At 72.2% G+C, this 19,226-nt stretch carries 18 protein-coding genes and 1 pseudogene; 10 read left to right on the forward strand and 9 right to left on the reverse strand.

The features are described 5' to 3' along the window. Positions 1-17 precede the first annotated feature (17 nt). The 3 genes from ODJ79_RS30825 to ODJ79_RS30835 form a co-directional block, all read right to left on the reverse strand. Complete coding sequence (locus tag ODJ79_RS30825) at positions 18-1,904, reverse strand: helix-turn-helix domain-containing protein (RefSeq protein WP_263027128.1); 1,887 nt, start codon at positions 1,902-1,904, stop codon at positions 18-20. A gap of 9 nt (positions 1,905-1,913) precedes the next feature. Continuing rightward, entirely contained in the window at positions 1,914-2,675 is a 762-nt protein-coding gene (locus ODJ79_RS30830; protein ID WP_263027129.1) for a 3-hydroxybutyrate dehydrogenase, read from the reverse strand. Positions 2,676-2,809: 134 nt separating this feature from the next. Continuing rightward, on the reverse strand, positions 2,810-4,003 hold the full coding sequence (locus ODJ79_RS30835; RefSeq protein WP_263027130.1) for an ROK family protein: 1,194 nt from the start codon (positions 4,001-4,003) through the stop codon (positions 2,810-2,812). A gap of 136 nt (positions 4,004-4,139) precedes the next feature. Between ODJ79_RS30835 and ODJ79_RS30840 the strand changes: the two genes are divergently transcribed. Genes ODJ79_RS30840 through ODJ79_RS30875 form a run of 8 tightly spaced genes read left to right on the forward strand, consistent with a single transcriptional unit; the run spans position 4,140 to position 11,767 of the window. After that, positions 4,140-5,081 (forward strand): ROK family protein, encoded by a 942-nt coding sequence (locus ODJ79_RS30840; protein WP_263027131.1) that lies wholly within the window; start codon positions 4,140-4,142, stop codon positions 5,079-5,081. Continuing rightward, positions 5,078-6,766, forward strand: a complete 1,689-nt coding sequence (locus ODJ79_RS30845) for an ABC transporter substrate-binding protein (RefSeq protein ID WP_263027132.1) — start codon at positions 5,078-5,080, stop codon at positions 6,764-6,766. The genes ODJ79_RS30840 and ODJ79_RS30845 overlap by 4 nt, the downstream gene beginning before the upstream one ends. Positions 6,767-6,794: 28 nt before the next feature. Further along, entirely contained in the window at positions 6,795-7,784 is a 990-nt protein-coding gene (locus ODJ79_RS30850) for an ABC transporter permease (RefSeq protein ID WP_263027133.1), read from the forward strand. Positions 7,785-7,788: 4 nt separating this feature from the next. After that, on the forward strand, positions 7,789-8,706 hold the full coding sequence (locus ODJ79_RS30855; RefSeq protein WP_263027134.1) for an ABC transporter permease: 918 nt from the start codon (positions 7,789-7,791) through the stop codon (positions 8,704-8,706). Beyond that, positions 8,693-9,664: an ABC transporter ATP-binding protein gene (locus tag ODJ79_RS30860; protein WP_263027135.1), complete on the forward strand. Its 972-nt coding sequence runs from the start codon at positions 8,693-8,695 to the stop codon at positions 9,662-9,664. Before ODJ79_RS30855 ends, ODJ79_RS30860 begins: the two co-directional genes overlap by 14 nt. Beyond that, a complete protein-coding gene (locus ODJ79_RS30865) occupies positions 9,661-10,629 on the forward strand; it encodes an ABC transporter ATP-binding protein (protein ID WP_263027136.1) in 969 nt (322 codons plus the stop codon). Before ODJ79_RS30860 ends, ODJ79_RS30865 begins: the two co-directional genes overlap by 4 nt. Positions 10,630-10,680: 51 nt before the next feature. After that, on the forward strand, positions 10,681-11,127 hold the full coding sequence (locus ODJ79_RS30870; protein WP_263027137.1) for an MmcQ/YjbR family DNA-binding protein: 447 nt from the start codon (positions 10,681-10,683) through the stop codon (positions 11,125-11,127). Between the two features lie 58 nt (positions 11,128-11,185). Then, a complete protein-coding gene (locus ODJ79_RS30875) occupies positions 11,186-11,767 on the forward strand; it encodes a septum formation family protein (RefSeq protein WP_263027138.1) in 582 nt (193 codons plus the stop codon). 163 nt (positions 11,768-11,930) lie between these two features. Here ODJ79_RS30875 and ODJ79_RS30880 read toward each other — a convergent pair whose 3' ends face one another. The 5 genes from ODJ79_RS30880 to ODJ79_RS30900 form a co-directional block, all read right to left on the reverse strand. Then, the gene (locus tag ODJ79_RS30880; RefSeq protein WP_263027139.1) at positions 11,931-13,112 is read right to left on the reverse strand and encodes an ABC transporter permease; all 1,182 of its coding nucleotides are present in this window, start codon (positions 13,110-13,112) and stop codon (positions 11,931-11,933) included. Next, the gene (locus tag ODJ79_RS30885; RefSeq protein WP_263027140.1) at positions 13,112-13,801 is read right to left on the reverse strand and encodes an ABC transporter ATP-binding protein; all 690 of its coding nucleotides are present in this window, start codon (positions 13,799-13,801) and stop codon (positions 13,112-13,114) included. The genes ODJ79_RS30880 and ODJ79_RS30885 overlap by 1 nt, the downstream gene beginning before the upstream one ends. Continuing rightward, positions 13,798-14,871 carry a peptidoglycan-binding protein gene (locus ODJ79_RS30890; protein ID WP_263027141.1) on the reverse strand — a complete coding sequence of 358 codons (1,074 nt, stop codon included), beginning with the start codon at positions 14,869-14,871 and terminating at the stop codon, positions 13,798-13,800. The genes ODJ79_RS30885 and ODJ79_RS30890 overlap by 4 nt, the downstream gene beginning before the upstream one ends. Beyond that, positions 14,864-15,505 carry a hypothetical protein gene (locus ODJ79_RS30895; RefSeq protein WP_263027142.1) on the reverse strand — a complete coding sequence of 214 codons (642 nt, stop codon included), beginning with the start codon at positions 15,503-15,505 and terminating at the stop codon, positions 14,864-14,866. The genes ODJ79_RS30890 and ODJ79_RS30895 overlap by 8 nt, the downstream gene beginning before the upstream one ends. Before the next feature lie 143 nt (positions 15,506-15,648). Then, the gene (locus ODJ79_RS30900) at positions 15,649-16,629 is read right to left on the reverse strand and encodes an undecaprenyl-diphosphate phosphatase (RefSeq protein ID WP_263027143.1); all 981 of its coding nucleotides are present in this window, start codon (positions 16,627-16,629) and stop codon (positions 15,649-15,651) included. 144 nt (positions 16,630-16,773) lie between these two features. Between ODJ79_RS30900 and ODJ79_RS30905 the strand changes: the two genes are divergently transcribed. Further along, positions 16,774-17,619, forward strand: coding sequence for a hypothetical protein (locus tag ODJ79_RS30905; RefSeq protein ID WP_263027144.1), 846 nt, complete (start codon positions 16,774-16,776; stop codon positions 17,617-17,619). A gap of 25 nt (positions 17,620-17,644) precedes the next feature. Here ODJ79_RS30905 and ODJ79_RS30910 read toward each other — a convergent pair. Beyond that, positions 17,645-18,188 (reverse strand): annotated as a pseudogene (locus tag ODJ79_RS30910) (uridylate kinase). A gap of 124 nt (positions 18,189-18,312) precedes the next feature. On the opposite strand from ODJ79_RS30910, the gene ODJ79_RS30915 reads away from it, so the two are divergent. Further along, positions 18,313-19,188: an alpha/beta fold hydrolase gene (locus ODJ79_RS30915; RefSeq protein WP_263027145.1), complete on the forward strand. Its 876-nt coding sequence runs from the start codon at positions 18,313-18,315 to the stop codon at positions 19,186-19,188. Positions 19,189-19,226: the final 38 nt, after the last annotated feature.

Raw genomic sequence — 19,226 nt, forward strand, 5'->3', positions numbered from 1 at the left:
GGGCCGCGGCGTGCGGATCAGGTGGAGAGCGGGCCGCGCAGCCGGTGCAGGCGCAGGGCCAGCTGGAGGTCGAGGGCGCGGGGCGGCGACTGCCAGTCGGCGCCGAGCAGGTGCGAGATGCGGTCGAGGCGCTGGGTGACGGTGTTGACGTGGACGTGCAGCGACTCCGCCGCCCGGGACAGGCTGCCGCCCGCCGCGAAGTACGCCTCCAGGGTCTTGAGCAGGGCGGTCCCGCGCCGGGCGTCGTAGTCGATCACCGGGCCGGCGGCGGCGGCAACGAACGCGGGGACGTCGCGCCGGTCGCCGAGCAGCAGCCCGACGTACCCCAGTTCGGTGTGGCTGGCGCCGTCGCCGGCCCGGCCCAGGGCGATCAGCGCGGTCGCGCACGAGTCGGCCTCGTGGAAGGCGGGCGCCACCTCGGCCGGCGAACAGGCGGGGCCGGCCGCCCCCGCGGTGACCGGGCGGCTCAGCGCCCGGCCCATCTCCTTGGCGACCGTACGGGCACACGCGGCCGGATCCGACCCGGGCAGCAGCAGCGCGATCCGCCCGTCTCGTCCGGCCGCCAGCCCGCCGCGCGTGGCGGCGAAGGTCCGCGCCCAGGACAGGGCCCGTTGCCGCAGCTCACCGGCCGCCGCGACGAGCACGTGCGGCTCGTCCAGCGACACGCCCAGCCGCGCGGCCCGCGACCGCAGCCCCTCCTCGTCGCGCAACGGCCCCGCGATCAGGTCGTCGAGCAGCTCCCCGCGCACCTGCCCCTCGGCCTCGGCGACCGTCCGGCGGAAGAGCAGCAGCAGCGCGGTGATCTGCGCGGCCCGCTCGAGGATCCGCTGGTCGGCGCCCTCGAGCTGGTGCGACGGGTGGAACACCAGCGCGCCCAGGTTGTCGGCGCCGGCCGCGACCGCCGCCACGAACGCGTCGCCGCGATGCACACTGCGGCCCTCCGCCCGGGACGCGGCGACCGCGGAGGCCACCTCGGAGGCCTCCGGCGCGGGCTCGCCGCCCGCCCACGACGAGGACTTGGCGGTCGCCAGGGTGCGGCCCTGCGCGTCCAGCACGAGCAGCGCGCCGCCGAGCACGTCGACCAGATCGGCGGCCACGTCCTCGACGCCGCCGCCGCGCAGCACCAGCGCGGTCATCCGGTCGTGCGCGGCGGCGGCCCGCTCGACCGACGCGCTGTGCGCCTGGATCACGTCGTTCGCCTCGGACAGCTCGGCCAGCGCCGCCTGGGTCTCGGTGAGCAGCCGGGCGGTGTCGATCGCGATCGCGGCGTGCGCGGCCAGCGAGGCGAGCAGCGCGACCTCCTCGCGGGCGAACGGCCGCTCGGTCCGGTTCGCGGCGAACAGCACGCCGATCACCGTCGGGCCGAGCAGCAGCGGCACACCCAGGATCGCGACCAGACCTTCGTCCCGTACCCCGGAGTCGATCTCCGCGGTGTGCCGGAACCGGGGGTCGTTGCCGTAGTGCGCGGTGGCGTACGGCGTGCCGGAGACCGCGACCAGCCCGCCCAGCCCGGCGCCGGCCGGCAGGCGCAGCGTCTGGAAGCTGGCCGCCACCGAGCCGTCGGTGATCCGCATGTACGTGTCGCCGCGCTCCGGATCGTCCAGCGTCAGGTACGAGACGTCCGCGCCGAGCAGCGTGCGCGCCCGGTGCACGATCGCCCGCAGCACCGCGTCGAGATCGCGCAGCCCGGCGAGGTCGCCCGCGGTGTCGTACAGCGCGGACAGCTCCTCCTCGCGGCGCCGGCGGCGCTCGAGCAGCTCGCGTACGCGCAAGGCGGCGATCTTGATCTCTTCGAGCTCGGCCAGCTCGGCGGCGGGCGCGCCGGACTGCCGGGCGGCGAGCAGCGGCCGCTCGAACTCGACCGGGGCGGCCTCCCGGGCGAGCAGGGTCAGGAACTCGAGCATGATGGCAAACTAGTGTGCGGTCCAGCCGCCGTCGATCGTGATCGACGCACCGGTGATCAGCGAGGCCGGTGGGGTGCACAGGTAGGCCATCAGCTCGGCGACCTCGGCCGGCTCGATCAATCGCTTGATCGCCGCCCGGTCCAGCATGATCTTCTCGATCACCTCGTGCGGCGGGATGTCGTTGATCTCCGCCTGGTCCGCGATCTGCTTGTCGACCAGGGGCGTACGCACGAACGCCGGGCAGATGCAGTTTGACGTCACGCCGTGCGGCGCGCCCTCCAGGGCGGTGACCTTGGAGAGGCCCTCGAGCCCGTGCTTGGCGGCGACGTACGCCGACTTGTACGGCGAGGCCAGCAGACCGTGCACCGAGGAGATGTTCACGATCCGGCCCCAGCCGCGCTCGTACATGTGCGGCAGCACCCGCTTGGTCAGCCGGTACGGCGCCTCGACCATGACCCGCTGAATCAGCGCGAACCGGTCGTCCGGGAACTCGGTCAGCGGCGCGACGACCTGCAGCCCGGCGTTGTTGACCAGCACGTCGACCGCGCCGGGCAGCTCGGCCACCGCCTCCGGGTCGCCGAGGTCGGCGACCAGCTCCCGCCCGCCGATCTGGACCGCCACCTCCTTCGCGGCGGCGCCGTTCACATCCACCACGATCACGTCCGCGCCCGCCTGCGCGAGCCGGGTGGCGCAGGCGCGCCCGATCCCGCTGCCGCCCCCGGTCACCAGGGCGGTGCGGCCCGAAAGATCCAGGTCGACCACAGTCGTCATGCTCGTGAACCTACGGCCCACCGTCGGCCGCCGCACATGTGTGCGCCCCACACACCCGGGCATTTGGCGGTGTGCGCCACTTTTCCCGAGGCGGCACGCTCAACGCGACACAAGCACCGGTGCACGGCGCCGCCTCAAGGCCCGCCGTTGTCCGGGGCGAGCCCGGCGGTGAGCCGGTCCCACAGCCGGCCCGCGCCGGCGGCCAGGCACCCGTCCACCACCGCGTCGTCGCCGAGCGCGCTCACCCGCATGGGCGGCACCACCGGCGCCAGCTCGCGGACCCGGTCGGCGACCCGGCCGAGGAAGTCGGCGGCCTGCCCCACGCCGCCGCCCAGCACGATCAGGTGAGGGTCGGCGACCGCGATGACGGCGCACACCGCCCGCGCGATGAGCGTCGCCTCAGCCTCGACGACACCCTGCGCGCGGGCGTCGCCGCGGGTCGCCGCCTCGAAGACCGTGCGCGCGGAGAGCGGGCCGTGCATGCCGGCCCGCCGGGCGGCCCGGACGATGCCGCCCGCCGACGCGACGCTCTCCAGGCCGCCGAGCCGGCGCGCGTCGGCGGGGTCGGCCCGGTCGTCGTCCATCGGCAGGAAGCCGATCTCGCCGGCCGCGCCGTGTGCGCCGCGGTGCAGCCTGCCGTCGATGACCAGGCCCATGCCGATCCCGGTGCCGATCGAGACGAACGCGAAGCTGGCCACGTCCCGGCCGTGCCCGTGTGCCTGCTCGGCCAGGGCGGCGGCGTCGATGTCGTTCTCCAGCACCAGCTCGGTGCCGAACGCGCGGCGCAGGTCGCGCAGCACGGCCGGCTCGCCCCAGCCGGGGAGCCCGGCCGCGAGGGTGAGGGTCTCGTGGGCCGGGTCGTAGATGCCGGGGCTGCCGAGAACGGTCTGGCCGAGCGCGCCGGGACCGAAGCCGGCCTCGGCGCGCAGCTGCGCACCGAGCTTGGCCAGCGCGGTCACCCGGCCGGGACCGGTGCGCGCCCGCGCCCGCAGCGTGGCCCGGGCGCGCACGGCACCGGCGGCGTCGGCGATCGCCCCGCGCAGGTACTGGCCGCCCACGTCGAGCCCGAGGGCGAAACCGGCGTCGGGGTTCACCTCGTAGAGCACGGCGGCCGGCCCGGGTACGCCGGTGCGGACCCCGGCCGGGCGGATCAGGCCGGCCAGTTCCAGGTTGCCGAGGGCGAGCGACACGGTGTTCTTCGCGAGCCCGGAGATGCGCGCCAGGTCGGCCCGGGACAGCGACTTCGTGGCGCGGATGTGGTCGAGCATCAGCTGCTCGTTGAGCGCGCGGATGAGACGCGGCCGCGCGGCCGAGCCGGAAACCGCCATGCATCTTCCTCCGTTACCGACTCTTCACGGGAAGCTCTTGTCCGGGACGAGATCGATAGTCTACCTTCCTAACCATCAGACGGTAGTCAGCCTTACTAACAATCATTTGCGGAACGCAAGAACGTTGGGAGGCGGTATGCCGGCGGTCGTGCTCGGCATCGACTTCGGCGGCACCAAGATCGCCGTTGCGGTCGGTGACCTCGACGGTAACCGGCTCGGCGCCGTGACCGTCCCGGCCGCCGCCGAGTCCGGGGCGGCGGCCAGCCTGTCCGCGGCCATCGACGCGGGGCGCGGGCTGCTGGCCCGGGTGGCACCGGGCAGCACGCTGGCCGGCCTCGGCGTGTCGACCTTCGGCATTCCCGGCCCGAGTGGGGTGGCACTGGCCCCGGCCATCGACGGCTGGGCCGAGCTGCCGCTCGGCCGTGAGCTGGGCGCCGCCTTCGACCGGGTGCCGATCCGGCTGGTCACCGACGTCAAGGCGGCCGCGCAGGTCGAGGCCGACCGCGGTGCGCTGGCCGGCTGCGACCCGGCGGTCTACCTCAACCTGGGCACCGGGCTGGCGGTCGCGATCGTGGCGGGCGGCTCGGTCCTCGCCGGGCGCCACGGCGCCTCCGGCGAGATCGGCTACAACCTGCGCGGTCTCGGCGACGTGGGGCTCCGGCTCGACGACCGTACGCCGCTGGAGGCGACGGTCAGCGGCGGCGCGCTGCTCGCCGCCGCCGCCCGGGTGATTCCCGGGATCACCGTATCCGAGTTTTTCCAAGCGGTGGCTGAGGATCGCGCGCTCGCCGGAGTGCTCGACGCCTTCCTCACCGAACTCTCCTTTCACCTCGTGAACCTCGCCGTCGCCGTGGACCCGCAGCGGATCGCGGTCGGCGGCGGACTGGTGCGCTCGTGGGACCTGATCGGCCCGCGACTGCGCGCGGCGCTGGACGCCGCCGTTCCCTACCCACCCGAACTCGTCATTGCCGCTTTCCCCTTCGACGCGCCACTGATCGGGGCCCTGGCCCTCGGTGTGGCGGCCGCCCGAGAACGGCCCACCGGCGTCGTCACCCTCCAGAAGGGAATTCCAGGATGAGACCGAGCAAGAGCCTGATCGCCGTGCTGGCGGTGGGCCTCGTGTTGTCCGCGTGCAGCGGGAAGTCGACGTCCCCGACCGCCACCGACCAGAGTGCCGCCGGCACCGACGGGCCGCACAAGCCGGGCGGCACGGTCACCATCGCCAACACCACCGGGCAGACCTGGCCCTGTCAGTTCAACCCGTTCAACCCGGCGCAGAACCAGCAGGTGCTCGGGTTCGTCTACGAGCCGCTGGTGCACGTCTCCGTGGTCGGCAACTCGGCCGAGACCCCGATGCTCGCCACCGGGTACAAGTGGAGCGCCGACCTCAAGTCGCTCGTGTTCACCATCCGCGACGGGGTGAAGTGGAGCGACGGGCAGCCGTTCGGCGCCGAGGACGTGGCGTACACGTTCAACCTGATGAAGGCCCACCCGGCGCTGGATCTGTTCGCGCTGTGGAGCGGCGCCGGGCTGACCGGGGTCGCCGCCGCCGGCAACCAGGTCACGATGACCTTCGACAAGGCCGCGAAGCCGTACTTCTACAACGTCGCCGACCAGGTCGGCATCGTGCCCAAGCACATCTTCTCGGCCGGCGAGGCCGCGGCGCACCCGGACACCTGGACCAACCCGAAGCCGATCGGCACCGGACCGTACCTGCTGAGCACGTGCGGCCCGAACAACATCGAGTACACCGCGAATCCGGCGTTCTGGCAGCCCGGCAAGCCCTGGATCCAGAAGGTCGAGTACCCGGCGTACCTGGACAACGCCCCCGCCAACAACGACCTGGCCAGCGGCAAGGCACAGTGGGGCGGGCAGTTCATCCCGAACATCAAGGCGTTCTACCTGGCCAAGTCGGGCAACAACCACACCTGGTCGCCGCCGCTGCTCAACGTCGGCCTGTTCCCGAACCTGGACCCGTCGCACCCGGCCACCAGCAAGCTTCCGGTGCGCCAGGCGATCGCCGCGGCCCTGGACCGCAACCAGATCGCGCTGATCGGCGAGGGCGGCCAGCAGCCGGCCGCCAACCAGACCGGCGTGGTGACGCCGACCTTCCAGAAGTACTTCGACCAGGCCGCGCTGGCCGCCTCCGGGTACGACAAGCCGGACCCGGACAAGGCCAAGACGCTGCTGGCGAGCGCCGGCTACTCGCCGGCCAACCCGCTGAAGCTGACGGTCATCACGATCACCGGCTACACCGACTGGGACGCCTCGCTCGCCGTGGTCAAGCAGCAGCTGCAGCCGATCGGCATCGACCTGACCGTCGACGACCTGGCCCAGCAGGCGTTCCTCAGCAAGCTCTACACCGGCGACTTCGACCTGGCCTACTACTCCGAGCAGAACAGCGGCCCGTCGCCCTACTACGAGCTGCGGCAGATCTTGTACTCCAAGAACTCGGCGCCGATCGGCAAGAACGCGAGCTCCAACTTCGAGCGCTACCACAACGACGAGGCCGACAAGCTGCTCGACCAGTACGCCACCGCGGACGACGCCGGCCAGGTGGCGATCGTCAAACAGCTCTCCGCGCTGATGCTGCGGGACGTGCCGATGATCCCGACCACCGGCTCGGTGGACTGGTTCCAGTACAACACCGCGGACATCCTGGGATGGCCGACGCCGAGCAACCCGTACGCGGAGCCGTCGCCGTACAAGGTGCCGGACAACGAACAGGTGCTGCTGCACCTGTACTCCAAGGCCGCGCAGTAGCAGCCCGGCCGGAGAGGAGGGCCCGCCCATGAGATACGTGCTGCGGCGCATGGGATTCTTCGCGCTCACCTTGTGGGCGGCGCTCACCATCAACTTCTTCCTCCCGCGGTTCATGCCGGGCAGCCCGTTGCAGGCGCTGCGCGCGCGGACCTACAACAAGCTCTCCCCGGCCGCGCTGGAGGAGATGCTGACCTCGTTCGGGTACAAGCCGCACGAGAACGTCGGCGTGCAGTACCTCGACTACCTCGGCCACATGTTCACCGGGAACTGGGGCGTCTCGATCGGGTCCGCCCTCGGCGAGCCGATCACCAAGATCGTCGGGCAGGCGCTGCCGTGGACGCTCGGCCTGGTCGGGGTCGCGACCGTGCTGGCGTTCGTGGCCGGCTCGGTGATCGGGGTGCTGGCCGGCTGGCGGCGGGGCGGCGCCCTCGACTCGATCCTGCCGTCGGTGTTCGTGGTGACCTCGGCCCTGCCGTACTTCTGGGTCGGTCTGCTGTTGATCCTGTTCTTCTCGGTGTGGACCGGCGGCTGGCTGCCCAGCGACTTCAACTACGACAGCAGCGTGCAGCCGGGGCTCACCCCCCAGTTCGTCGGCGACGTGCTGCGGCACGCCATCCTGCCCGGGCTCACCATCTTCATCACGGCCGTCGGCGGCTGGGTGCTGACCATGCGCAACAACATGATCAGCACCCTGGCCGAGGACTACATCCGGATGGGACGGGCGAAGGGCCTGACCAATCGGAAGATCATGTATCAGTACGCGGCGCGCAACGCGTTCCTGCCCAACCTGTCCGGCTTCGCGATGTCGCTCGGCTTCGTCATCTCCGGCGCCATCCTCGTCGAGTACGTCTTCAACTACCCCGGACTCGGCTACCTGCTCTACAACGCCGTGCAGAACACCGACTACCCGCTGATGCAGGTGCTGTTCATGCTCTTCACCGTCGCGGTGCTGGTCTCGGTGCTGCTCTGCGACTTCGCGACCGCGTGGCTCGACCCGCGCTCCCGGGCGAAGGGGTGAGGCCGTGACGGCGCTGCTGACCACGGCGGGCCCGGCCACCGCGCCGGCCCGCCGCCGCGGCGGGTTCCTGCGCGCCGTGCTGCGCAGCCGCAAGGCCCTGATCGGCCTGGCCATCTTCGGCGTCTTCACGGTCCTGGCGGCCGTGCCGGAGCTGTTCACCCCGGTCACCGAGCCGAACAAGCTCGCCTTCCCGCCGGCCCTGCCGCCATCCGGCGAGCACCCGCTCGGCACCACCTCGCTGGGGCAGGACATCTGGGCGCAGCTGGTCTACGGCACCCGCCAGTCGCTGGTGATCGCGCTGGTGGCCGGGTTCTTCGCGACCGTGCTCTCGGTGCTGGTCGGCGTCTCGGCCGCCTACCTGGGCGGCCTCGCCGACGACGTGTTCTCGATGGTCATCAACATCTTCCTGATCATCCCGACCTTCCCGCTGATCATCATCCTGGCCACGTACGCCGGGAAGGGCACCTCCACGGTGGTCCTCGTCGTGCTGGTCGTCACCGGATGGTCGTACGGCGCCAACCAGATGCGGGCGCAGGCGCTGTCCCTGCGCAACCGCGACTTCCTCGAGTCGGCGCGGGTCCGCGGCGAGCGGCGGTCGTACATCATCGTCGCCGAGATGCTGCCCACCATGACCTCGCTGATCGTCGCGAACTTCCTGGGCGCGGCCCTCTACTCGGTACTGACCGCGGCCGGGCTGCAGTTCCTCGGCCTCGGCGACCCCAACGCGATCAGCTGGGGAACGATGCTCTACTGGTCGCAGAACCAGCAGGCGCTGCAGAGCGGCATGCCCCTCTGGTCGATCGCGCCGGGCCTCTGCGTGGCCCTGCTCGGCATCTCGTTCGCGCTGCTCAACTACGCCTTCGACGAGCTCGGCAACCCCGCTCTGCGACCCGTACGGAGGCGTCGTCGTGCCACTGCTTGAGGTCCAGCACCTGCGGGTCGAGTACGCCGCCGACCGCCCGGCGGTGGCGGTCGACGACGTCAGCTTCACCGTCGGCGAGGGCGAGTTCGTCGGCGTCGTCGGCGAGTCCGGCTGCGGCAAGTCCACCCTGCTGTTCGCGCTGGCCCGGCTGCTCAGCCCGCCGGCCGAGATCACCGGAGGCAGCGTCGAGTTCCGCGGCCGGAACCTGGTGACGATGACCGAGAAGCAGCTGAGCCTGCTGCGCTGGCGGGACTTCTCGGTGGTCATGCAGAGCGCCATGAACGCGCTGAACCCGGTGGCCTCGGTCGGCGCCCAGTTCGCCGACGCCCTGACCGCGCACGGCCGGTTCACCAAGGCGGAGATCGCCGAGCGCTCGGTCGAGGTGCTCCGCCTGGTCGGGATCGACCCGATCCACCTGCGTAGCCACCCCCACCAGCTCAGCGGCGGCATGCGGCAGCGTGCCATGATCGCGATGGCGCTGCTGTTCACGCCCGATCTCGTGATCATGGACGAGCCGACCTCGGCGCTCGACGTGGTCGCCCAGCGCGCGCTCATGGTGCAGATCCGCCAGCTGCAGTCCCAGCTGGGCTTCGCGGTCGTCTTCGTCACCCACGACATGTCCCTGGTCAGCCACTTCTCCGACCAGCTGCTCGTGATGTACGCCGGCCAGGTCGTCGAGGCCGGCCCGACCCGGACCGTCTTCGACCGGCCCGCGCACCCGTACAGCCGCGGGCTGCTCGACGCCTTCCCGTCGGTCCGCGGGCCCCGGGTGCCGCTCACCGGCATCCCGGGCAGCCCGCCCGACCTGTCCCGGCCCACGGCGGGCTGCCGGTTCCAGCCGCGCTGCCCGGTCGCCCTGCCCGAGTGCGCGACCACCCGGCCGCCGCTCTACCAGGTCGGATCGGCCCACAGCCGGTGCCTGCTCAACGCCCCGGCGCCGGAGGAGGTGAAGTCATGACCGAGTTGCTCCGGACCCGAGGGCTCACCCGGCACTTCAAGGTGGGCGGGACGTTCTCCGGCAAGCGGCTGCACGCCGTCGACGACGTCGACCTGACCATCGAGGACCGCGAGATCGTCGCGCTGGTGGGGGAGAGCGGCAGCGGCAAGTCGACCATCGCGCGGCTGCTGGCCCGGGTCTATGAACCCACCGCGGGGGAGATCTTCTACCGCGGGCGGTCGCTGGCCCGGCTGCGCCGGCGCCGGGACCTGCTGGCCTACCGCGGCGACGTGCCGATGGTCTTCCAGGACCCATTCAGCTCGCTGAACCCGGCGTACCGCGTCGACCACGGCATCATGCGGGGGCTGATCCTGCACCGGCCGGAGCTGGATGCCGCCGGCCGGCGGGCCGAGGCGGTGCGGGTCGTCGAGGCCGTCGGGCTGCACCCGGCCGGCGAGATCCTGCAGCGCTACCCGTACGAGCTCTCCGGCGGCCAGCGTCAGCGCATCGGCTTCGCCCAGGCACTGGCCTACCGCCCCAAGCTGATCATCGCGGACGAGCCGGTGTCCATGCTGGACGTGTCCATCCGGATCGGGCTGCTCAACCTGATGGCGACGCTGCGCGAGGACGCCGGCGTGTCGATTCTCTACATCACGCACGACATCGCCAGCGCCCGCTACCTGTCCGACCGCGTCGCGGTCATGTACGGCGGCCACATCGTCGAGGCCGGCCCCACCGACGACGTGCTGGGCGACCCCCGGCACCCGTACACCCGGCTGCTGGTCTCGGCCGTGCCCGATCCCCGGGCGCCGCTCGACCCGGACGCGGCCCTCGACCGCGGCGAGCCGCCGAGAGTGGTGGACCCGGCGCCCGGTTGCCGGTTCCGGGCGCGCTGCCCGCTCGCCGTCGACCGCTGCGCGGTGGAGACGCCGCTGCTGCGGGATCTGGCCCCGCGACACAGCGCCGCCTGCCACGTGGCGTCCTAGGCCTGTCCTGCCGCTCACGTGGGAGCGGCAGGACAGGCCTAGGCTGGGGCGGTGACCGAGAAGGAGCGCCCGGCGCGGGTGGCGGACGTGCACGAGGTGGCGGAGTCGATGCCGCACGTCACGGTCGAGTGGGGGAGCGGGGAGAACCCGGTCTACCAGGTCGGCGGGAAGTCGTTCGTGTTCTTCCGCAACCCGCGGCCGGACGCGTTCGACCCGGAGACCGGCGAGCGGTACGCCGACGTGATCGTGTTCTGGGTGGAGTCGCAGGCCGACAAGGAGGCGATGGTGCAGGACCCGTCGTCGCCGTTCTTCACCACGCCGCACTTCGACGGGCATCCATCGGTGCTGCTGCGGGCCTGCCGGATCGGGGAGCTCAGCCGGGCCGAACTGGTCGAGGTGGTGCAGGACGCCTGGCTGTCGCGGGCCTCGGCCCGGCGGGCGGCGGCGTGGCTGGCCGCCAACCAGCCTGTCAACACCCGTACGGGGGAAGAAGTTTGATCGTATAGTTGATCTTCGGGACCACCTACTGATCATCGAGCCGGTAGTGTGCCCGCGCGTGACAGAGTTTCCTCCCCCTGCGCCGCAGGGTCAGCAGCCGGGATATGCGCCGGCACCTGGGCAGCAGCCCTACCCGCAGCCGGGGCAGCCGGGACAGCCGCCCTACCCGGCCGCTCCGACGATCACCGCCGCGCCGGAGGAGTCCGCGAAGAAGAAGCGCGGCCTCGTCCGCAACGTCATTGTCGTGGTCGGCGCCCTCGTGGTGGTGGGCATTGGCGTCATCGCCAACCTTGGGACCAAGGAGGTGACGGAGCTCAAGGCCGGCGACTGCGTGACGAAGCTGGAGGAGTCCGACAGCGTCAGCAAGCTGCCGGTCGTCGACTGCGCCAAGCCGCATCAGGGCGAGGTCTACTTCGCGTTCCAACTGCCGTCCGGCGACTACCCGGGCGACCAGAAGGTGCAGAAGGACGCCGAGGACCGGTGCTCCAAGGAGATCAACACCTATGCCGGCGCGGGCGCGGACGAGAAGTTCGACATCTTCTACCTGCGGCCCAGCTCGGACGACTGGTCGCGGGACCGCGGCGTCACCTGCATCGCGACCGACGCGAACAAGTCGGTGACCGGGTCGATCAAGAAGTAACCCCGTCGATCAAGAAGTAACCCCGGAGCTTGGTTCCGCCCGGCGCATTTCCTGCGCCGGGCGGTTTTCTTTGACCGTACGTGTCGGGACCGGTCCCCGGTCGAGCGGACCGGCCAGGTGGGTGGCCGGGCTCCGCGCCCGGCCGCCGGGTTGTCCTGCATGGTCAGAGCGTGCGGAGCGCCTCGACCGGGGACAGTCTCGCCGCCCGGGCCGCCGGATAGAGCCCGGCCAGCGCCCCCACCAGCAGCGCGGCGGCCAGGCCGGCGGCCGGCGCGGACAGCGGCACGGCGACCGGGTTGCCACCGAGCCGGGCCGCCACCGCCGTGGCCGCGATGCCCAGGGCGACGCCGAGTACGCCGCCCGCCACGGCCAGCAGGGTCGACTCGAGCAGGAATTGCCACGCGACGTGCCGCCGGCGCGCACCCAGCGCCCGCCGCAGGCCGATCTCGCCGCGGCGCTCCAGGACCGAGATGACCATGATGTTGGCGATGCCCACCCCGGCGATCAGCAGCGCGATGCCGCCCAGCCCCAGGAACAGGCCGACGAACGCGCCCTTCGCCGCGATCCGGGCCACCAGCAGGTCGGACGGGCGGCGTACCTGCACGTCGTCCTTGCCGTCGGGGACCGTGGTCGCGGTGAGCACGGCGGCCACCGACGCCACCTGGTCGGGGTCGGCGCGCAGGTAGATCCGGCTCGGACCGGCGTCGCGGGCGAAGACCCGCTCGGCCTGTCCGAAGCTGATCAGGGCCGCCACGTCGATCTCGGGGGCGACCGCCACCGGCGCGAGCACGCCGGTGACCGTGAAGTAGTGGTTGCCCAGCAGGATCTGGGTCGGGGTGTCCAGCGAGCCGACGCCGAGGATCTTCGCGGCCTCGTAGCCGAGGACCGTGACCGGATAGTGCTCGGCGGCCGCGTCGAGGTACCGGCCGAGCAGCAGGTGCGCCGACATGGTGGGCAGCAGCGAGCCCTGGGCGGCGAGCACGTTCATGCCGCCGCCCTGCTCGACGGGTATCGCCCGGGTACGCCGGACGGTCACGTTGTCGACCGAGCCGACCGCCGTGACCGTCCGCACCGGCGGAATCCGGGCGATCATCGACTCGGCGGTCAGCGGCAGCGGCACCGTGCGGCCGTTGACCGTTTCCGCCGACGCCACGGTGAGCAGGTTGCCCTCCTCGCCGAGCTGGGTGAGCAACTGGGCCTTGGCGGACTGGGCGATGCCGAGCACGGCGACCACCGCGGCGACCGCGATGGCGATGCCGAGCGCGGAGAGCGCGGCCCGGATCCGGCGGGAGCGCAGGCCGGCCGTGGCGACGCCGATCGCGTCCGGGAAACGCAGTCTCGACATCAGCCCCGGCCTCCGCTGTCGGCGACGATCCGGCCGTCGACCAGCGACACCTGCCGCCGCATCGCCGCCGCGACCTCGGCGTTGTGGGTGATCAGCACGACCGTGGTGCCGTCGTGGGCGAGCCCGGACAGCAGCGCGGTGATCCCGGCGCCGGTGGTCGAGTCGAGATTCCCGGTCGGCTCGTCGGCGAGCAGCACGGCCGGCCGGCCGACGATCGCCCGGGCGATGGCGACCCGCTGGCGTTCGCCGCCGGAGAGTTGCCCGGCGCGGTGCCGGGTGCGGCTCTCCAGGCCCACCTCCCACAGCACCTCGGCGGCCCGCTCGCGCCGGACCTTGCCCGGCATCCCCCGATAGAGCAGGCCGGTGGCCACGTTGTCGAGCACGCTGAGCTGCTCGAGCAGGAAGAACTGCTGGAACACGAAGCCGAGCCGGGTGGCACGGACCTCGGACAGCTGCGGGTCGGAGAGCGCCGACGTGTCGGTGCCGGCGATGCGTACCGTCCCGCTGGTGGGCCGTTCGAGCGTGCCGAGGATGCTCAGCAGCGTCGACTTGCCGGCCCCGGACTGGCCGGTGATCGCCACCGTCTCGCCGGCGTCGACCACCAGGTCGATGTCGGCCAGGGCGGTCACCGCGGTCGGCGGCGGATAGACCTTGCCGACCCCGGAGAGCTCGAGCGCGCGACCGGTCATGCTGCCGGCACCTCCACCTTGGCGCCCTCGTGCAGGTCGCCGCCCTTGACCTCGACCTGGGTGTCGGAGAACAGCCCGGTGGTGACCCCGATCAGCCGCCGGGCGCCGCCGTCGAGCAGGTACAGGCCGTACCCGCCGCCGGCCAGCGCGACCAGAGCGGTGATCGGCACGACCAGGGCGTTCTTGACCGACGCGTCGGTGACGTGCACCTCGACCGGCGCCTGGTCGAACCCGGCGCCGGCGACCTGGCGGGCGAGCGTGACGACCGCCCCGATCGTCGGCAGCTGGCTGCCCCGGCCCTGGTCGTCCGGCATCGGCGCGGAGGCCACGGTGGACAGCCGGGTGACCCGGCCGGGCACGCTCTGCCCGGTCGGCATGATCACGGTGACCGCGTCGTGCGGGTGGACGGCGTGCGATTCGGTCACCGGGATCGCCAGGGTCACCGCCACGGTGGTCGACGTGCCGGTGACCAGCGGGCCGCCCCCGCCGGCCGGGGCGCCGACCTGCGCGCCGAGGGCGGTGACCCGCATCCGGCCGGGCTGGAAGGTGACCGCGCCGAGGTCGAGCCGGCCGGTCACCGGCTGGTGGGTGGCGCGCTGCCAGCGGCGTAGCGCGGCGGCGGTGGCGTGGGTGAAATGCCCGTCCACCGTGAGGTCGCCGGCGTAGCCGAGGGCGGTGAGGTTGTCCTCCAGGGCGCGCACGTCCGGGCCGTCGGTCACGCCCGGCGACAGCGACCGCCAGGCGGGCTTGCTGCCGTAGAAGAGCCGTACCGGCCGGTTGTCGATCGCGAAGACCGGCCGGCCCCGGGTGATCACCTGGCCCGGCTCGGGCATCCAGGTCACGGTGCCGGTCTCGCCGGTGTAGACCCGGTAGGTCCCGACGTAGCCGAGCGTGCCGGAAACGATCGACGTGGTGGACAGGTCGGTGCGGGTCACCGTCACCGACCCGGTCGGCACCCGGGTCACGGCCGCGGGGGCCGCGGGGGTGCCGGTCAGCCACCAGCCGGCTCCGGCTCCGGCCGCCACCACCGCCAGGGCGGCCCCGCCGCTCAGCAGCGTCCGCCTACGCATGGCCGAGGTTTCCCAGGCTGGACGCGGACGCCTCGGCGTCCAGGATCGGCCGGCAGGCCTCGACCGCCCGCCTGAAGATCGGGTTCTCCTTGCCGCCCGGCGGCACCTCGTCGGGGCTCAGGCCGAAGCCCTTGCCCGGGGAGAACCGGCTCTGCGCGGTCGGGTCCTTCATCGCCGTCAGGCCGTTCGCGCGCAGGCACTGGGCCGCCCGCACCCCGGCCTGGATGAGCGCGGGCGGCGGCGGCCCCTGGTCGCGGATCGCGAAGTTCGCCGCGTGGATGAGGTCCTGGCAGGCGTTGGTGAGGGCGGTCAGCTGCTCGCCGCTGAGGCTGCGCATGGCGACCTCGTCGGTGTAGACGTAGCCGTCCGCGGTCAGCACCGGGTCCTGGTAGTTCGGCGCGCCGTGCTGCCGGATGCACTGCGCGGCCGCGTGCAGCCTGGCCCGTCGCGCGGCGCTCGCGTCGCCGGCCACGGCGTTCGGGTTGTCGTCCTTCGGCTCCCGGGCGCCGGCGCTCGCGTTCGCGCCGCCGCCGGTCGCCAGCCGCGGCACCGACGGCGTCGCCGGGCCGCCGCCGCACGCGCCGAGGCTGATCAGCAGGATCGTGGCCGCCACGGCCACGGGGAACTGTCGCACCGCGATACCCCCGTTCTCGGGTCGTCATCGACGCCGACAGGTGTATCGGGTGAGCGGTGACACCACCGCTACCGGCCATGTTGGACGGATGTCACGTCCGGCGGGAGGCGGCGGCTTCGGGCGGCCAGGAACAGGCGCGCGTCCTAGCCGGCGAGGCTCCAGACGACGCCCGCGGCGCCCGCGATCACGCAGTAGATCGCGAACGGGTTCAGCGTCCGGGTCTCGAAATACTTGGTGAGAAACCGCAGGGAGACGTACGCGGCGACGCCGGCGACGAGGCTGCCCGCGAGCACCGGCCCGAGGATGCCGTGCCCCTCCGGCCCGGCCAGCTCGGGGAGCTTCAGCACGCCGGCCGCGGCGATCACGGGCGTGGCCAGCAGGAAGGCGAACCGGGCGGAGTCCTCGTGGGTGAGCCCGCGCAGCAGGCCGGCACCGATCGTGGAACCCGAGCGGCTGATGCCCGGCAGCAGCGCGAGGATCTGCGCCGACCCGATCAGCAGGGCCTGCTTCCAGGACTGGCCGGCGATCCGCTGGTCGGACTCGACGTCGCCGCCGTGCCCGGCCGAGACACCACCGTCGTCGCCGCCACCGGCGGCCGCGGTCGTGCTCGCGTACACCCCGGCCGGGCCGACCGGCACCGGCACCCGGACCGCCGCCCGCTGCCGGCTGCGCAGCCGCTCGACCGTGGCGAGCAGCACCCCGTTCAGGATCAGGAAGAGCGAGGCGGGCAGCGGTTTGCCCAGTGCTGTCCGCACGGTGTGCTCGAGCGCCAGCCCGGCCAGTCCGACCGGGACGGTCGCCACGATCAGCAGCCAGGCGAGCCGCTCGTCGGGGCTGGTGATCGCGCGGTGGCGGACCGAGCTGATCAGGCCGCGGACGATCCGGACCCAGTCGGCGCGGAAGAACCAGACCAGCGCGGCGGCGGTCGCGACGTGCACGGCGACGACGAACGCCAGGTACGGCGATTGGTCGGCGCTCATGTTGAGGTCACGGGCCCACTGACCGCCGATCACCGCGGGGAGCAGGATGCTGTGCCCGAGGCTCGATACCGGAAAGAGCTCGGTGACACCCTGCAGCAGCCCGATGACGATCGCCTCGGGATAGGTCAATGACGCGTGAACCATGGCGGCGCATCCTCCTTGTCGCATCCTGAACTTTCGCTGAGGACTGCAACCCGGACAAGTGTGGATAAATCCGGTTTTCAGGACTTATTCAGCTCCGCTCCGGCACGCTCTCCGGCAGTGATCGAGCCGAACAGAGGAGAAAGCGTGACCGCGACCACACACCGCGCCGCCCCGGCGAGGGCCGTGCTGAAGAAGCTGCCGGAGATCACCCTGGCGTTCTGGATCATGAAGGTGGCCGCGACGACCCTCGGCGAGACCGCCGGTGACCTGATCGCCCAGACCCTGCGGCTCGGGTACTTTCTCAGCACGGTCACCCTGTTCGCCATCTTCGTGGTGACCCTGGTGATCCAGTTGCGGTCCCGCCGGTACAACCCGATCTACTACTGGACGGTCATCCTGTCCACGAGCATGGCCGGCACCACGCTGTCCGACTTCATGAACCGGGACACGCACTACCTGGCGCCCGGCACCGGTTCGCTCGGCTGGGGTCCGCAGGGGCTGGGCCTCGGCTACCCGACCGGGGCGGCGATCCTGACCTCGCTGCTGATCGGCGTCTTCATCGCCTGGAAGACCACCGGCCTGCCGTTCGACATCAACCGCATCCGGACCTTCCGCGGCGAGGCGCTGTTCTGGACCGCCATCCTGATCTCCAACACGCTCGGCACGTCGATGGGCGACTTCCTCTCCGACAGCTCCGGCCTCGGCTACCTCGGCGGCGCCCTGCTGATCACCGGCGCACTGACCGTCCTCGCGATCGCCACGACGATCCGCCGGGTGCCGAACGTGCTGATCTTCTGGCTGGCGTTCGTGCTGACCCGCCCGCTCGGCGCCACGGTCGGCGACTTCTTCACCAAGCCGGTCGTCAAGGGCGGCCTCGGGCTGGGCACCTACGGCGCGTCCGCGGCGCTGGTCGCCGTGCTGGCCGGCTTCATGGCGTGGTCGGCGATGCGCGAACGCAACCGCCCGGCGGTGCTGCTCAGCGCCGGCTGAGCAGGGGCGCAGTGGACTTTCGGTGTTACCGGGTCTCCCAGACCGGCTGCCGGGGCTCATCGTTGTGGACGATGACGTCGACGTGATCGGTCGGGCGGACCGTAGCGAAATAGAACTCCTGGGCGGGGATGTAACGCTCGCGCCAGCGGCGCTCGACCTCAGCCCGGGACGACACCCGGCGCTCTCGGATCACGGCACGATCCACGGTCGTCTCGAGCGAGGTCGACACGAAGACGCGCAGGTCGGAAACGTCGATCTCCGCCCGGACCGAGCGGATCGAGCAGGACCCGGGCCAGCCGGTCGTGGTCGTGGGCGTCGAGGTAGCAGCCCTCGGCCGAGTACTCGCCGCGCGGATAGCGCCGCGCCTTGGGGACCAGGAAATCGTCGATCGTCGCGCGGATGACGTCGCGGCCCCGGGCGCGCAGGACGACGGCCAGTTCGTCGGCGAGCGTGGTCTTGCCCGAGGCGGGCGGCCCGTCGATGGCGACCCGAGTCGGGTGTGCGACGGCGATCGACCCGACTGCCTCAGCCAGGCGGCCCAGGAGCTCGTCGCGAGTCCCTAGGTCCATACAGTGAGGTTAGTCCCAGGTTGAACAAGGCCTCGTCCAGCGTCCCGGGGCTGCCGACAGCGCACGACGGCCGGCCTACGCTAAATGTCGGCGAGCGGCGGCAGGTAGCGGCTACCGTGCCGCCATGGTCGATGCCGACGAGCGGTTTGTGGCCTCCGGCCCGCTGCGGATCTGGACCGAGCGGGTCGGGGATCCGGAGCTCCCCGCAGTCCTGATGGTGATGGGATCCGGCGCGCAGAGCGTCAGTTGCCCCGATGCGCTGGTCGGCCGGCTTGTCGAGCGGGGCGTTCAGGTGCTCCGATTCGATCATCGGGACACCGGCCGGTCCAGCGTCGTCGACTTCGATGCTCACCCGTACACGATCGGGGACATGGCTCGCGACTGCCTGGCCGTGCTGGACGGGTACGGACTGGATTCCGCTCACGTGGCCGGGACTTCGCTGGGCGGCATGATCGCGCAATGGCTGGGTGTGCACGCGCCGGACCGGGTTCGGTCGCTGACGGTCATATCGAGCACGCCGATGGGTCATGATCTGCGGCCGGTGTGGGCACGGGCGCAGGCCGGCGAGCCGGCCGACCCGGATGATCTGCCGCCGCCGGCGCCGGCGTACTTCGCGCACCTGGCCGCCGGGCTGCCAGCGGGCGTGGAGTCCGACGTAACCCTGTTCCGGGTCTTCAACGGGCCGGTCCGGCCGTTCGACGAACCGGCCGCCCGGGCGATGCTGGAGCTGGCGCTGTCGCGGGCCACCGACCCGGCGGCCGCGGCCAACCACGGCCGGGCCGCGTGGACGCCTTCGCCGGACGTGCTCGTCCCGCTGTCGTCGATCACCGCGCCGACCTCGATCGTGCACGGCGACCAGGATCCGGTCCATCCGCCGGCTCACGGCAAGGCCCTGGCCGCCGCGATTCCCGGCGCGGTCCTGCACATCGTGCCCGGAATGGGCCACGTCATGACCTCGCCCGGCCTGCCCGAGCAGATCGCCGACCTGATCCGGCTGTAACCGGCCACCGGCGCGTCACGGTGCAGAATCGCCGTCCG

Source organism: Actinoplanes sp. KI2 (genome assembly GCF_025630775.1).
Taxonomy (GTDB): Bacteria; Actinomycetota; Actinomycetes; order Mycobacteriales; family Micromonosporaceae; genus Actinoplanes.